Origin of the sequence: Nocardia jejuensis NBRC 103114, from assembly GCF_001613145.1 — a bacterium.
GTDB classification, from domain to species: domain Bacteria; phylum Actinomycetota; class Actinomycetes; order Mycobacteriales; family Mycobacteriaceae; genus Nocardia; species Nocardia jejuensis.
The window spans coordinates 36,384-49,457 of sequence record NZ_BDBU01000011.1; the positions used below are offsets into that span (position 1 = coordinate 36,384).

A 13,074-nucleotide genomic window follows, 5' to 3' on the forward strand; every position below is an offset into this window, starting at 1 on the left:
GTCGTCGATCATGATCGCCTATCGATTCTTGCTCAGCAGTCCCAGCGCGGTGCGCAGCGCCTGCGAGGTGTTCGCGTCGGCCCAATCCGCCAGTACCGCATCGACCGCGGGCTCGGCCTGCTTGACCGGGAATCCGAGTCCGACCAGCGCCTCGATCACCTGCTCGCGAATCGGCGTGACCATCGGCGCGGGGCCCGATCCGGGCGGACCCGATTGCACCGGAACCAGATCCACCTTGTCGCGCAGCTCCACCACCATGCGCTCGGCGCCCCGCTTGCCGATGCCCGGGACCCGGGTCAGCGCGGCCACATTGCCCTCGGCCAGCGCCTTGCGCAATGCCTCGGGCTCGAGTACCGCCAGGACCGCCATGGCCAGTTTCGGGCCGACGCCCGACACCGACAGCAGCAGGGCGAACAGGTCGCGCGCCTCGGTGTCCGAGAACCCGAACAGGGTCATCGAATCCTCACGCACGATCATGGTGGTCAGGAGGCGGGCATCCTCGCCGCGAGTGAGCGCGCCCAGGGTGGCAGGGGTGGCATTGAGCCGATAACCGACTCCGGCCGCCTCCAGCACCACATGGTCGAGCCCGATCTCGAGCACCTCGCCGCGTACCGACGCGATCACCGCGTTACCGCCTTCCGTTGCTGGGCAAGCCTTTCCTCGTACATGCGCCGCTGAGCCGCCGCCAGGGCCTCGGCCTTCGCTATGCGGTCGATCATCGGCGCTCGCCAACAATGGCAGATGGCCAGGGCGAGCGCGTCGGCGGCATCGGCGGGTTTGGGCGCGACGGCGAGTCCGAGAATCTTGGTGACCATGGCGGTCACCTGCGCTTTATCGGCCGAACCATTGCCTGTGACAGCGGCTTTCACCTGGCTCGGAGTGTGGAAGTGCACGGGGATCCCCCGCCGGGCCGCGGCCAGCGCGATCACACCGCCGGCCTGCGCGGTGGCCATGGCCGTGCGCACATTGTGCTGGGAGAACACGCGCTCGATGGCGACGGCGTCCGGCTTGTGCCGGTCCATCCACAACTCGGCGGCGTCCGCGACTCCCATCAGCCGCTGCGCCAGATCCATGTCCGGCGGGGTGCGCACCACGTCGACGGCGAGGGCGGTCACCCTACGGCCCGAACCGCTTTCGACCATGCTGATGCCGCACCGTGTGAGCCCGGGGTCGACACCCATCACCCGCACCCGCAACCCCTCTCACCGAAGACGAACAACTGTTCGAGAGTCTAACGGAACACCGGCCCGCCACCGGCCAACTTCCCCCGGCATGTCCCGTCGCACGCGATGTCCGGAAAAGCGAAGGCCGCCTCCGAGATCGGGGGCGGCCTTCGCTTTCGCCGGTCACCGGGACCGGATGCCTCGCTCGACTAGTCGGCGTCGAGTTCGGCCAGCACCTCGTCGGAGATGTCGATATTGGTGAAGACGTTCTGCACGTCGTCGCTGTCCTCGAGGGCGTCGATCAGCTTGAACACCTTGCGGGCGGTCTCGGCGTCGGCCTGCACCGACATCGAGGGCTGGAAACCCGATTCGGCGGAGTCGTAGTCGATTCCGGCCGCCTGCAGCGCCTTTCGGACCTCGATGAGGTCGGTCGGCTCGGAGATGACCTCGAAGGTATCGCCCAGATCGCTGACCTCTTCGGCGCCGGCGTCCAGCACCGCCATCAGCACGTCGTCCTCGGAGAGACCGTTCTTCTCCAGGGTGACGATGCCCTTGCGGTGGAACAGGTACGACACCGACCCCGGATCGGCCATATTGCCGCCGTTGCGGGTCATGGCCACCCGGACCTCGCCCGCGGCGCGGTTGCGGTTGTCGGTGAGGCACTCGATCAGCACCGCCACGCCGTTGGGGCCGTAGCCCTCGTACATGATGGTCTGCCAGTCGGCGCCGCCCGCCTCCTCACCGCCGCCGCGTTTGCGCGCACGCTCGATATTGTCGTTCGGGACCGACGACTTCTTCGCCTTCTGGATGGCGTCGTACAGCGTCGGGTTGCCGTCCGGGTCACTACCACCGGTGCGGGCCGCCACCTCGATGTTCTTGATCAACTTGGCGAAGAGCTTGCCGCGCTTCGCGTCGATACCGGCCTTCTTGTGCTTGGTGGTGGCCCATTTGGAGTGGCCGCTCATTCCCTACTTCCTCGTTTCAGGGGGTTGGGTTCATCTCAGGGCAACGTACCCGCCCGGGGACGGACAACTGCCCCAGTTTACTGCGGTCGGTTCCTGGTCGATCTTCACAGTACGAGCGAGCCCGCGCGATCGCGCCCATCGTTCGGAACCGCGTGATCGCGCCCGTCGGTCAGACCCCGGCGCGCGGGCGCACCACGGTGTCGACGAACAGTTCGTGCACGCGCAGATCGCCGGTCACCTCGGGATGGAAGGAGGTAGCCAGCACATTGCCTTGGCGCACGGCGACGATCCGCCCGGCCGCCGGACCCGAGGGCACCCGCGCCAGCACCTCGACATCGTCACCGGCGTGTTCCACCCACGGGGCGCGAATGAACACCGCGCGCACCGGGCCGTCCTCGATACCGGCGAAGTCCAGATCGGTCTCGAACGAATCCACCTGACGGCCGAAGGCATTACGCCGGACCGTCATATCGATGCCGTGCAGGGCCTGCATATCCGGGCGGGTGTCGAGCACCTGCGACGCGAGCAGGATCATGCCCGCGCACGATCCGTACGCGGGCATGCCCTCGCGCAGTCGCGCGCGCACCGGCTCGAGCAGTTCGAAGACCTCCAGCAGTTTGCTGATGGTGGTGGATTCACCGCCGGGCAACACCAGCGCGTCGACCGCGGCGAGTTCGGACTCGCGCCGCACGGGCACCGCTTCGGCCCCGCACGCCGTCAAAGCATGCAGGTGTTCGCGCACGTCTCCCTGCAGGGCCAGCACCCCGATCGTCGGTTTCACGCCGTCGAGCATACGTTTCGCCCGGTCTGTGGCCCGGCTCACCCAGCCCGGAGCGACCGAACGGGATCGGCGAACCCGCGCTGAGGGCGCCCGGCGATGTTCGGACTCGTTCCGGGCAGCGGGCCGATCGTCGATGTCACGCTGCGGCGCGGGCGCCCGGCGGGTCGGACATCGCGGAGCTTGCGGCCATGACCGCGGACCTGTTCGGTCGGGTACGGCGGGTGGCGCTCGGCACAGCGGGTGTCAGGGTTCCGTCAGGATCGGTGTCGGAGCGGTCGTTTCGGCGCACACTCCGCGTTGTGACTGATGTGCTTGCGCAAACCTCGCCCGAGCCGAGTGAGGATGTCGATGCGCCCTCGCCGCGACGCGGGCTGACCGTATCGACCGGGCTGGCCGGGCTCTCCCTCGATGCCATGGCCTCGGTGTCGTACGGGCCCGAGGCCATCGTGCTGGTGCTGGCCGCCGCCGGAGCCGCGGGACTGGGCTTCACGCTGCCGGTGACACTGGCGATCGTGGTGCTGCTGGCCGTGCTCATCGCGTCCTATCGGCAGGTCATCGCCGCGTTCCCGAACGGCGGTGGGGCGTACGCGGTCGCGAGGGAACGGCTCGGGCACCGCACCAGCCTGTTCGCCGCCGCCTCGCTGATCGTGGACTACGTGCTGAACGTGGCGGTCTCGATCGCGGCGGGCGTGGCCGCGCTGACCTCCGCCTTCGGGCAGGCCCATCGGTACACGGTGTGGATCTGCCTGGCGGTGCTCGTCGGGGTGACGGTGCTGAACCTCTACGGCATTCGCGAGAGCGCGCGGGCTTTCATGGCACCCACGGTCGTGTTCGTGCTCGGGATCTTCGCGGTGATCGTCGGCGGACTGCTGCGCTCGGAACCGGCGAGCGTCGCGACCGGCGCGGCGGTGGGGACCGATGCGCGCACCATCGGAGTCCTGTTGCTGCTCAAGGCATTCTCCAGCGGCTGCGCGGCGCTGACCGGAGTCGAGGCGATCGCCAACGCGGTCCCGAGTTTCGCGAAGCCACGCGTGCGGCGGGCCCAGCGCGCCGAGGTCGCGCTGGGCGTGCTGCTGGGGCTCATGCTGATCGGGCTGGCGACGCTGATCGAGAAGTTCCAGGTGCACCCCATCGAGGGCACCACCGTGCTCTCGCAATTGACCCAGGCCTCACTGGGACACGGAATCGGCTACTACACAGTGCAATTCGCGACGGTCGTCCTGCTCGCGCTGGCGGCCAACACCTCCTACGGCGGACTCCCGACCCTGACCAAGATCCTGGCCGACGACAACTGCCTCCCGCACCGATTCGCGGTGCGCTCACCGCGACAGGTGTACCGCTTCGGCGTACTGGCACTGGGCATTTCGGCGGCCGTACTGCTCGCGGCCTCGAAGGGCGATATGAACGCTCTGGTCCCGCTGTTCGCGATCGGAGTGTTCGTCGGATTCACCATCGCTCAGGTCGGCATGGTCCGGCACTGGATGCTCACCCGGACTCCCGGCAGGCGATGGCGGCTGGCGCTCAACGGGTTCGGCGCGGTGCTGACCTTCGTGGCCGCGATCGTCACCACCGCGATGAAGTTCACCGAGGGCGCCTGGGTGATCGTGCTGGTGCTGCCCGTGCTGGTGTGGGCGATGGAGCGGATCCGCACGACCTATCACCGCATCGACGACCGCAAGGGCGTGGGATGCGTGCCCGCGACGCCGCGACCCTCCGACACCGCCATCATCGTGCCGGTCTCGGAGGTGTCCGAACTCAGCCGGGAGGCGCTCTCGGCCGCGATGTCCCTGGGCCGCGACGTCACCGCCGTGCACGTGTGCTTGGCCGGGGAGAACATCGGCCTGTTCACCAAGGAGTGGGAGGTATGGCATCCGGACGTGCGGCTGCTGCTGCTCGAGGACGGCGACACGACCGTCGGCGGGCCGATCGCCCGCTACGTCCGCGACCACTTCCCCGATCGTCGCAAGGTCGTCGTGATCGCCGAGATCGAACCGCCCGCGGGCTGGCATCACGTGCTGCCCAGCCATCGCAGCGACGAACTCGAGCGGATCCTGCGCCGGATGCCCGATACGGTCGTGTGCCATCTGCGCGTGCAGACCGCTTGAGCGCGCGTGCACCGAGGCCGGACCAGTCGGACCGCGCCCCCTCGATCGCCGGATCATCCGCACCGGCGACCCTCCGCGTGCGCACTCGCCGCCGCCGAATACGTTGCGGCGAGCCTCAGTTCGTTCCCTCGGGATGCGAGCCGGACTGCTTGTCGCGGAAGTTGCGGATCAGGCCCTCCTGCACCACGACCGCGACCAGTTCGCCCTGCTGGTTCCAGATGCGGCCGCCGGTCAGGGCGCGGCCGAAACCGGCCGAGGGCGACTGCTGGTCGTAGAGCAGCCAGTCGTCGGCGCGGAAGGGTCGCAGGAACCACATGGCGTGATCCAGCGACGCGTTCTGGGTGGGATCGTCGGGGTGCGGGACCTTGGAGGAGCCCAGCAGGGTCATATCGCTCATATAGGCCAGGGTGCACACGTGGAACAGCGGATCGTCCGACAGGGCGTGGCGATACTGGAACCACACCTGCTGCTGGGCGGCCAGGCCGCCGCGGCGATCCACCTGCTCCTGCGGGATGGTGCGAATATCCCAGTGCTCCCACTCGCGCATCGCCCACAGCCGCTCGGGGCTCATCGAGGTGCGCGCGTCCGGAAGGTCGTGCGGCGGTGGCACTGTCGGCATCCGATCCTGATGCTCGGGTCCCTCGTCCCCGACGTGGAACGACGCCGACATGGTGAAGATGGCCTCACCGTTCTGCACGCCCGTCACCCGCCGCGTGCAGAACGAACGCCCGTCCCGGATGCGGTCGACCAGGTAGACGGTCGGCTCGACCGGATTGCCCGGGCGCAGGAAGTATCCGTGCAGCGAATGCACCTGATATCCCGACGCCACCGTGCGCACCGCCGACACCAGCGCCTGCCCGGCGACCTGACCGCCGAACGTGCGCGGCAGCTGGGTCTTCGTGGACGCGCCACGGAAGATGTCGCGCTCGATCTGCTCGATCTCGAGTGCCTCTTCGATCGTCGCCATGCATCGTTCCCTTCCGGATTGTCCGGCTCAGGCTAACAACCGGACACCGGCGGCACCGGCGCGACCTGCCGCAACGCCGTGCGTGTCCCCCGCACCGCGCCGGTCCCGCAGGATCGATCATGATGGTCCGGTGCCCGATTTCACCGCGATCACCCCCGACGGCCTGATCGGCCTGATCGCCGAGCGGGCCGCCGAGCTGCCGGGCCACGCGGTGATCGCCGTGGACGGGGCCGACGCGGCCCACCCCGTGACGTTCGCCCGGGCCGTCACCGAGCGCCTGCGCGCCGGCGGCCGCCCCTCGGACGTGGTCGACCTGCACGATTTCGTCCGCCCCGCCTCGGTCCGCCTGGAATACGATCGCGCGGGCGAATTCACCTATCGCACCGCATGGTTCGACTATCCGGCCCTGTCCCGCGAAGTCCTCGAATCACTCCGGCAACACGGCCGCTGGCTCCCGGCCCTGTGGAACGAGGACACCGATCGCTCCGCCCGCGCCCGAATCCGCACCGCCGCACCCGATACCGTGCTGCTGGTCGCCGGACCCATGCTGCTGGGCCGCGCGCTGCCCTTCGATCTGACCCTGGCCCTGCGCATGTCGGACCCGGCACTGCGACGGCATACCAAGCCCGAGCAGGGTTTCACCGTGGACGGCCTGCGCGAACACCAGCGCGAACACAGCGAGGACCCCGACATACTGGTCGCCTGGGATCACCCGACCCGCCCGGCGGTGCGGATCCGGGCGCCGCACAGCGCCCGAGACTGAGCAGCCGGAACGCCCTGCGCCGCAGCCTGGACGTGCCCGCTGATCGACCGGAAGCGGTGCGTCGCCGATACTCACGGCTGCCCGCCCCGGGACCGCGCTGCACGGCGTCGACATCTACCGGCGGTGGCGCGCGTCGAAGGTCTCGGTGGGGAAATCATCAGGGGGAAAGCGGCTCTCGACCGAACTGCCGCGGCTGTGCCAGTAGCGGCTCGCGTACTGGCCCCGGATGCGGCTCAGATCCGGTTCGTCGATATCGGTGAAGCCGACCTGCAGCAGCATCAGCATGGTCACCATACCGACCGCGATGATGAGCGGGGTCAGCAGTTGGTCGGCCTGCGCGCCCGAGGGTGCGCGCATGTGCTCGGCGACGTGGGCGTGCATGGCGTACATCCCGGTGTAGTGCATGCCGCACACCGCGATTCCCATGATCAGGGCCGCGCCGACGGTGGCCGCGATACCGCGCACGTGCAGGGCGAACCACAGCGCGGCGGTCGCCGCGACGATCGCGATCCCCAGCGAGAGCAGCACGATCCAGGGGTCGTAGCGCACCGCCACATCGGTTTTCATGGCGTACATGCCGGCGTAGTGCATCGCACCGACGCCGAGTCCGGTGATCGCCCCGCCGATGATGAGCGCGAAGGCCTCCGCGTGCCGGTGCACCACGATCGAGAGCCCCAGCCACACCACTCCCATGGCGATGACGGCGCTCAGCACCGTGATCGGCACGTCGTAGCGGATGGTCGCGTCGTGCACCGAAAAGCCCAGCATCGCAATGAAATGCATGACCCAGATACCGGTGCCGCCCAGCGCGACCGCACCGATGGCGACCCAGCCGCGATGGGAGTCCCGCCCGGATCGGCTGCGCGCCCGCACCATGCAGCGCAATGCCAGCAACGAGCCGATGACGGACATGAGATAGGCGAGTGCCGGGGTGAGCCAGCCATACGTGAACTGGTCTATTTCCAGCATGCGGGCTCCTTGCCAGAGCGTTCGATTCTACTGTCGCACCGGATGACTGAGCCGAAGATAATCGTCGAAACACCAGGTAGTAAATTTGCCGCAGCACAATCCCGATTAAGAAAGAAAGTGTGCTGGACAGTATGCGCGCTGGTAGCGGAAGTAGCACCGCGCCTTCGCCTTCCGGCGCCGCGCCGTCTGCCGCCCTTGACATCTAGCACCCGATCAGCAACCCGACTAGGGTCCAAAGACTCTGCGGCGCACGGAAAAAGCATCGGCTGAAGATTCAGCCGGAACGACCACGACCGGGTCCAGCCGCACTCGGACCTTTCGTCCGGATTAGCATGCGCGGGGTGAGAGTAGAGGGGCCGACATCCAGAAGTGCGGTGCGCCGGGCGAGGGCCGAGGACATCCCCGAGGTGTCGCGGGTGCTCGCGTGGGCGTTCGTCGACGATCCGATGATGAACTGGCTGCACCCGCAGGGCGGCACCTCGATGGTGACCCGATCGCGCCTGTCGTTCGAACTCGGGGCCCGGTACGCCCATCACGCGGGCGAGGGGGTCGATATCGCGCTGGACCGATCCGGGCGCATCGCCGGGTGCGCGGTATGGCTGGCGATGCATCGCCGGCCGGTACCGCCGACCTCGGTGCTGGCCACCCGGGTGGCGCTGTGGCGGATCTACGGCAGGCGCACCGCCCGCGCGACGAACTCCGCCGCACTGATCTGGAAATCGCAAGCGCTGGAACCGCATTGGCACCTCAATACGCTCGGCGTCGCGGCGACCGCGCGTGGGCGCGGTCACGCGCACGATCTCATGGAGGCCGGGCTCGAACGCTCCCGCTCCATGCGACTGCCCGCGCACCTCGAGTCGTCCCGGTACGAGAACGTCGCGTTCTATCAGCGCTACGGCTTCGAGGTGACCGGCACCGTGGACATCCCCGACAACGGGCCGCGCGTGTGGCTCATGCGCTACGAACCCTGAGGCGCCGCACCGTCATGGAACGAGAGAACCGCCGGACGGTCGGGTAGACCATCCGGCGGTTCGGTGTCGCTGATCGCGCGAGGCGATTACCAGCCGCGCTCGGCGAGGCGGTGCGGCTGCGGGATCTCCTCGACATTGATGCCGACCATGGCCTCGCCCAGGCCACGCGAGACCTTGGCCAGCACGTCCGGATCGTCGAAGAAGGTGGTGGCCTTGACGATGGCCGCGGCGCGCTGTGCCGGGTTGCCGGACTTGAAGATGCCCGAGCCGACGAACACGCCCTCGGCGCCCAGCTGCATCATCATGGCGGCGTCGGCCGGGGTGGCGATGCCACCGGCGGTGAACATGACCACCGGCAGCTTGCCGGTCTCGGCGACCTCGCGAACCAGCTCGTACGGGGCCTGCAGCTCCTTGGCGGCGACGAAGAGCTCGTCCGGCGCGAGCGAGCTCAGCCGACGGATCTCGCCGCGAATGGTGCGCATGTGGGTGGTGGCGTTGGAGACGTCACCGGTGCCGGCCTCACCCTTGGAGCGGATCATGGCCGCGCCCTCGGTGATGCGGCGCAGGGCCTCGCCCAGGTTGGTGGCGCCACAGACGAAGGGAATGGTGAAGTTCCACTTGTCGATGTGGTTGGCGTAGTCGGCCGGGGTCAGCACCTCGGACTCGTCGATGTAGTCCACGCCCAGGGACTGCAGGATCTGCGCCTCGACGAAGTGGCCGATGCGGGCCTTGGCCATGACGGGAATGGAGACGGCGCTGATGATGCCGTCGATCATGTCCGGGTCGGACATGCGGGACACGCCGCCCTGGGCGCGAATGTCGGCGGGCACGCGCTCGAGGGCCATGACGGCGACGGCGCCGGCATCCTCGGCGATCTTGGCCTGTTCGGCGTTGACGACGTCCATGATCACACCGCCCTTCAGCATCTCGGCCATCCCGCGCTTCACGCGGGCGGTACCGATGGTCGGGGTGGTGTCGGGCGTGGTCACGGCAAACTCCTGTGTCATCTGGGCCAATCGGGATCATCCGGATTCGAACATCCTGATTCTAGGCGTCGGGAGCAGGCCACTTGATAGCCAGTCCGACACGACTGGACTGCCCGTCATCCTGAGAATGACGGGCGTCACAGGTGGTGCCTTCACTGCATGCCGGGACGGGCTACCCCGTCGTTACTCCCAGCGGTTGCAGCACGAACATCGTTGCCCAGTATTCGGCCGCGGACGGGCCGAGGTACGGCGTCAGGAAGTCGTAGAGCAGGTAGGACACGAGAGAATTTCACCTCCACACGTGATTCACCGCTTCCTTTGTTGCGCGGCGAACCTGGCCCGGACCCTAGCCGAGAATGTGCCCGATTTCACGTGCTGCGCGAAAAGCGTTCTCGGCCAGTCGTTCTCCCGTCACAGAGACGACCGACCGGTCCGCGTAGCTGATCTTGTGTTGGTCGTCGCAGGTCAGCGGGTGCGATGTGAGTGCTCGTTCAGGCGGAACTCCATGGAGACCGGAATGACCGCCACCTCCAGGGCCTGCCGCAGCCGGGCCACGCCCTCGCCCAGAATGCGGCGGCGCAGCGCGGTGATGTCGGTGCCGGGGTGGGCGGTGACGATCAGATGGAGTTCGGGCGCGCGTTCGGGTCCGGACAGATTCGCCGCGACCGCGCGAATCTCGGTGTAGGACTCCAGATCCGCGGCCAGCGCGTCGGCCGCGACGGACGAGCTCAGGGTGGTGCCGCCGGCCGCGCCGGGCACGGTCAGATCCCAAGTCACCGGGCGCGGGAGGCGGTGCAGCTGCGCGGCGATCCAGCGCAGGCACAGCAGGCCGATCACGATCGCGCCGATCACCAGCGCGACCAGCACCCAGCGGGGCGGGGCCGAGGTGTCCGGCATCAGCGAATCGTCGGGGTCCACCCAGCTCAGATGGCCCCCGTAGGCGGCGACCGCGTAGCCGCCGGCCGCGAGCAGCAGCAGTCCGATCATGGCCAGCAGCGCCCGGTTCATCCGGGCGGGACGATCGAGAGATCTGGTCATCGTGTCGTGCCTCCCCTGCGAGCCGCCCGCAGGCGGGTGCGAACCTCCATGCGAGCCGGGCGAATTCGATCGAGCGTGGCCGACACCGCCTGCTGCACGGCATCGGCCGGTGACGACGGGGTACCCGATTCCGCCGCGGACCCCACCCCGGCCACGGCATCCGCGGTGATCGGAACACCCGGGACCGACACCGATTCGGGTCCGGCCGCACCCGGCACCGTCGAGGGGGCCGGGTCGGGCACCGTCGGCCCCGCCGCGTCGGACAATGCCGTGCCTGTCGTATCGGGTTGCACCGAACCGGTGGCGCCGGAGGCCGAAGGGATCGGCGGCACCGGCGCGAGCGGACCCGGGGACACCGCGGCCGAGACGCGGATCTTCCTGCCGCCCAGCCGTACTCGGGCCGAATCGATGCCGCGCACGGATTCGGTGTCGCCGCGCACCTCCGAGCACAGGCTGCGGCGGGTGATACCGGCGGGGTTGCCGTCGATGTCCTCGAGCGGCAGCACCACGGGGCGGCCCGGCACCAGGGCCACGACGAGCAGGGCCACGCCCGCGGCGGCGGTGAGCACACCGACGGCGAGAACGCCCGTGTTGCCCCACTGGGTGTGCTGCAGGCGGTCGGCGAGGCTGTCGTAGGAGACGAGTTCCTTGTCGCCGGTGAGCTTCTGGATGAGCGAGACGGTCGCGATCAGGCACAGCGCGAGGAAGGCCAGTGCGACCAGGACTGCGGGCACGACCCGGCGCGGCTTACGGATCATCGCACCCTCCGGGCCGGGGATCCGGTTGTCACCGGCGGGGCGTCGGTGAGCAGCGCCGCCACCGTGATGTCGACCTCGGTCACCGCCACACCCGCCAATTCGCGGGTGCGGTCGATGAGGTGACCGCGGCACGCCTCGGCGATTCGCGACACCGGGAGCGGATAGCGAATGGGCAGCGAAACCCGCAGGGTGGCCGTGTCACCGGTGACGGTGGCCTGCACGGTGGCCCCGGATTCCACGCCGTCGACCTCGAGCGCGGCGCGCGCGGCCATGCGCCGTACGGCGCGCTCGCTGACCGTCGTACGACCCGGGGGTTCCTCCGTCATAGCGCCCGGAGGCGCCTCCGCCATAGCGCCCGGAGGCGCCTCGGCCATAGAGCCCGGAGGCTCCGCGGCGACCGCGGCCGTCATCGCCGACCCCGGTCACGGGTGGACCGGATCATGCCGGACAGGTCCATATCGCCGTCCAGCCAGCGGCCCACCAGCAGACCGAGGGCGGCGAAGACCAGCACGATGGCGAAGGCGGACAGGCCGCCGAACGCGGCGGCGAATCCGAGTGCGATACCGAAGGCGAGACAGATCGATGTGGCGTTCATACGACTTCCTCAGCTCGGCGGGCGGCTACTGGACGCGGGTACCGGCGGGTTCGTCCTCGTCGTCGCCGATGTAGACGTCGTTGACGTTGATATTGACCTCGACGACCTCGAGCCCGGTCATCTGCTCGATCGCGGCGATCACATTGCGGCGGATGGCCTTGGCCAGTTCGGCGATCGCGACGCCGTATTCGACGACGATCTCGAGATCGACGGCGGCCTGCTTCTCGCCCACCTCGACCGAAACACCCTGTCCCACACTGGCGGACGCGCCCGGAATCCGGTCTCTTATCGCGCCGAACGCACGAGCCGCGCCGCCGCCGAGATCGTGCACGCCGCGCACATTGCGGGCGGCCAGTCCGGCGATCTTCTGCACCACGAGTTCGGAGATGGTGGTGGTGCCCTGCTCGCTGTTCAGTTCACCGGTGCCCTCGCCGTCCGTCTTCGAGGCGGGGGCGGTGGGCTTGGTGATCGGCTTGTCAGCTGCGGTGGTGGTCATGAGATTTCTCCTGATTCCCTTGCGGTGGAACACGATCCTGCGATGGTGGACAACGGGGACGGCACAGGTCAGGTCATGTCGGCCTCCTCGAAAGCCGACGCGTCGAGACCGGTCACGACCATCCGGATCCTGGCTCCGGACCAGCGTGTCCCCGCGAGCACCGGGGCGACCGCCTCGTTCAGCCGATCCAGCAGCGCGCGCAGCGGCAATTCGCTTGCCACGACCCGGAATTCGACGAGGTCCGAAGCCAGACCGATGGCGGTGGACCGCCCCGGCCAGGGCACCCAGGCGCTGTCCTTGATCGACGAGGCCGGGCGCAGGCCCGGCAGGCCCGCCACCACCTCGGCCAGCGTGTCGACCATCTCCCCCGACGACTTCACCGCTCCTGTGCCTTTCGCTGCCGCACCGGCCCGGGACTTCACCCCGGCCGTGGGTTTCGCCGAGCCCCCGGACGACGCGACCCGCGCGGGCTTCGCAGTGTTCCCCGGCTTCTCTGTGTTGCCTGGCTTCGCGGTGG

16 protein-coding genes are annotated in these 13,074 nt (G+C 68.8%); 3 read left to right on the forward strand and 13 right to left on the reverse strand.

Annotated elements, in window-relative coordinates; genetic code table 11:
* Positions 1-18 precede the first annotated feature (18 nt).
* The 4 genes from ruvA to pdxT form a co-directional block, all read right to left on the reverse strand.
* On the reverse strand, positions 19-624 hold the full coding sequence (gene ruvA, locus NJ1_RS08585; protein WP_067689946.1) for a Holliday junction branch migration protein RuvA: 606 nt from the start codon (positions 622-624) through the stop codon (positions 19-21).
* Positions 621-1,190 (reverse strand): crossover junction endodeoxyribonuclease RuvC, encoded by a 570-nt coding sequence (ruvC, locus tag NJ1_RS08590; protein ID WP_067689949.1) that lies wholly within the window; start codon positions 1,188-1,190, stop codon positions 621-623. The genes ruvA and ruvC overlap by 4 nt, the downstream gene beginning before the upstream one ends.
* Before the next feature lie 182 nt (positions 1,191-1,372).
* Entirely contained in the window at positions 1,373-2,128 is a 756-nt protein-coding gene (locus NJ1_RS08595; RefSeq protein ID WP_067689951.1) for a YebC/PmpR family DNA-binding transcriptional regulator, read from the reverse strand.
* A gap of 169 nt (positions 2,129-2,297) precedes the next feature.
* The gene (gene pdxT / locus NJ1_RS08600; RefSeq protein WP_067689954.1) at positions 2,298-2,921 is read right to left on the reverse strand and encodes a pyridoxal 5'-phosphate synthase glutaminase subunit PdxT; all 624 of its coding nucleotides are present in this window, start codon (positions 2,919-2,921) and stop codon (positions 2,298-2,300) included.
* Positions 2,922-3,322: 401 nt separating this feature from the next.
* Here pdxT and NJ1_RS08605 point away from each other — a divergent pair, with 401 nt between their 5' ends.
* A complete protein-coding gene (locus NJ1_RS08605; protein ID WP_084477891.1) occupies positions 3,323-5,014 on the forward strand; it encodes an APC family permease in 1,692 nt (563 codons plus the stop codon).
* A 115-nt stretch (positions 5,015-5,129) separates the two neighbouring features.
* On the opposite strand, the gene NJ1_RS08610 is transcribed toward NJ1_RS08605, so the two are convergent.
* Complete coding sequence (locus NJ1_RS08610; RefSeq protein WP_067689957.1) at positions 5,130-5,981, reverse strand: acyl-CoA thioesterase; 852 nt, start codon at positions 5,979-5,981, stop codon at positions 5,130-5,132.
* 130 nt (positions 5,982-6,111) lie between these two features.
* Here NJ1_RS08610 and NJ1_RS08615 point away from each other — a divergent pair, with 130 nt between their 5' ends.
* Entirely contained in the window at positions 6,112-6,744 is a 633-nt protein-coding gene (locus NJ1_RS08615; protein ID WP_067689959.1) for a nucleoside/nucleotide kinase family protein, read from the forward strand.
* Between the two features lie 114 nt (positions 6,745-6,858).
* Here the strand turns inward: NJ1_RS08615 and NJ1_RS08620 are convergent, their stop codons facing one another.
* Entirely contained in the window at positions 6,859-7,713 is an 855-nt protein-coding gene (locus NJ1_RS08620; RefSeq protein ID WP_084477892.1) for an MHYT domain-containing protein, read from the reverse strand.
* 341 nt (positions 7,714-8,054) lie between these two features.
* Between NJ1_RS08620 and NJ1_RS08625 the strand changes: the two genes are divergently transcribed.
* Positions 8,055-8,684 (forward strand): GNAT family N-acetyltransferase, encoded by a 630-nt coding sequence (locus NJ1_RS08625; RefSeq protein WP_169813112.1) that lies wholly within the window; start codon positions 8,055-8,057, stop codon positions 8,682-8,684.
* Between the two features lie 86 nt (positions 8,685-8,770).
* On the opposite strand, the gene pdxS is transcribed toward NJ1_RS08625, so the two are convergent.
* The 7 genes from pdxS to NJ1_RS08660 form a co-directional block, all read right to left on the reverse strand.
* A complete protein-coding gene (gene pdxS / locus NJ1_RS08630) occupies positions 8,771-9,673 on the reverse strand; it encodes a pyridoxal 5'-phosphate synthase lyase subunit PdxS (protein ID WP_067690201.1) in 903 nt (300 codons plus the stop codon).
* Between the two features lie 462 nt (positions 9,674-10,135).
* Positions 10,136-10,708 (reverse strand): hypothetical protein, encoded by a 573-nt coding sequence (locus NJ1_RS08635; RefSeq protein WP_067689965.1) that lies wholly within the window; start codon positions 10,706-10,708, stop codon positions 10,136-10,138.
* The gene (locus NJ1_RS08640) at positions 10,705-11,466 is read right to left on the reverse strand and encodes a DUF6286 domain-containing protein (RefSeq protein WP_067689967.1); all 762 of its coding nucleotides are present in this window, start codon (positions 11,464-11,466) and stop codon (positions 10,705-10,707) included. The genes NJ1_RS08635 and NJ1_RS08640 overlap by 4 nt, the downstream gene beginning before the upstream one ends.
* A complete protein-coding gene (locus NJ1_RS08645) occupies positions 11,463-11,792 on the reverse strand; it encodes an Asp23/Gls24 family envelope stress response protein (protein ID WP_157573842.1) in 330 nt (109 codons plus the stop codon). Before NJ1_RS08645 ends, NJ1_RS08640 begins: the two co-directional genes overlap by 4 nt.
* Positions 11,793-11,872: 80 nt before the next feature.
* Positions 11,873-12,061 (reverse strand): hypothetical protein, encoded by a 189-nt coding sequence (locus tag NJ1_RS08650; protein ID WP_067689975.1) that lies wholly within the window; start codon positions 12,059-12,061, stop codon positions 11,873-11,875.
* Between the two features lie 25 nt (positions 12,062-12,086).
* Positions 12,087-12,557: an Asp23/Gls24 family envelope stress response protein gene (locus NJ1_RS08655; protein ID WP_067689978.1), complete on the reverse strand. Its 471-nt coding sequence runs from the start codon at positions 12,555-12,557 to the stop codon at positions 12,087-12,089.
* A 68-nt stretch (positions 12,558-12,625) separates the two neighbouring features.
* Complete coding sequence (locus NJ1_RS08660) at positions 12,626-12,937, reverse strand: hypothetical protein (RefSeq protein ID WP_245717290.1); 312 nt, start codon at positions 12,935-12,937, stop codon at positions 12,626-12,628.
* Positions 12,938-13,074 lie beyond the last annotated feature (137 nt).

Excerpts from the sequence above, each read along its gene's own strand:
- NJ1_RS08595 (WP_067689951.1), bottom strand. The coding sequence starts at position 2,128 with ATGAGCGGCCACTCCAAATGGGCCACCACCAAGCACAAGAAGGCCGGT.
- pdxT (WP_067689954.1), bottom strand. The coding sequence starts at position 2,921 with ATGCTCGACGGCGTGAAACCGACGATCGGGGTGCTGGCCCTGCAGGGA.
- NJ1_RS08605 (WP_084477891.1), top strand. The coding sequence starts at position 3,323 with ATGGCCTCGGTGTCGTACGGGCCCGAGGCCATCGTGCTGGTGCTGGCC.
- NJ1_RS08610 (WP_067689957.1), bottom strand. The coding sequence starts at position 5,981 with ATGGCGACGATCGAAGAGGCACTCGAGATCGAGCAGATCGAGCGCGAC.
- NJ1_RS08620 (WP_084477892.1), bottom strand. The coding sequence starts at position 7,713 with ATGCTGGAAATAGACCAGTTCACGTATGGCTGGCTCACCCCGGCACTC.
- NJ1_RS08635 (WP_067689965.1), bottom strand. The coding sequence starts at position 10,708 with ATGACCAGATCTCTCGATCGTCCCGCCCGGATGAACCGGGCGCTGCTG.
- NJ1_RS08640 (WP_067689967.1), bottom strand. The coding sequence starts at position 11,466 with ATGATCCGTAAGCCGCGCCGGGTCGTGCCCGCAGTCCTGGTCGCACTG.
- NJ1_RS08645 (WP_157573842.1), bottom strand. The coding sequence starts at position 11,792 with ATGACGGAGGAACCCCCGGGTCGTACGACGGTCAGCGAGCGCGCCGTA.
- NJ1_RS08650 (WP_067689975.1), bottom strand. The coding sequence starts at position 12,061 with ATGAACGCCACATCGATCTGTCTCGCCTTCGGTATCGCACTCGGATTC.
- NJ1_RS08655 (WP_067689978.1), bottom strand. The coding sequence starts at position 12,557 with ATGACCACCACCGCAGCTGACAAGCCGATCACCAAGCCCACCGCCCCC.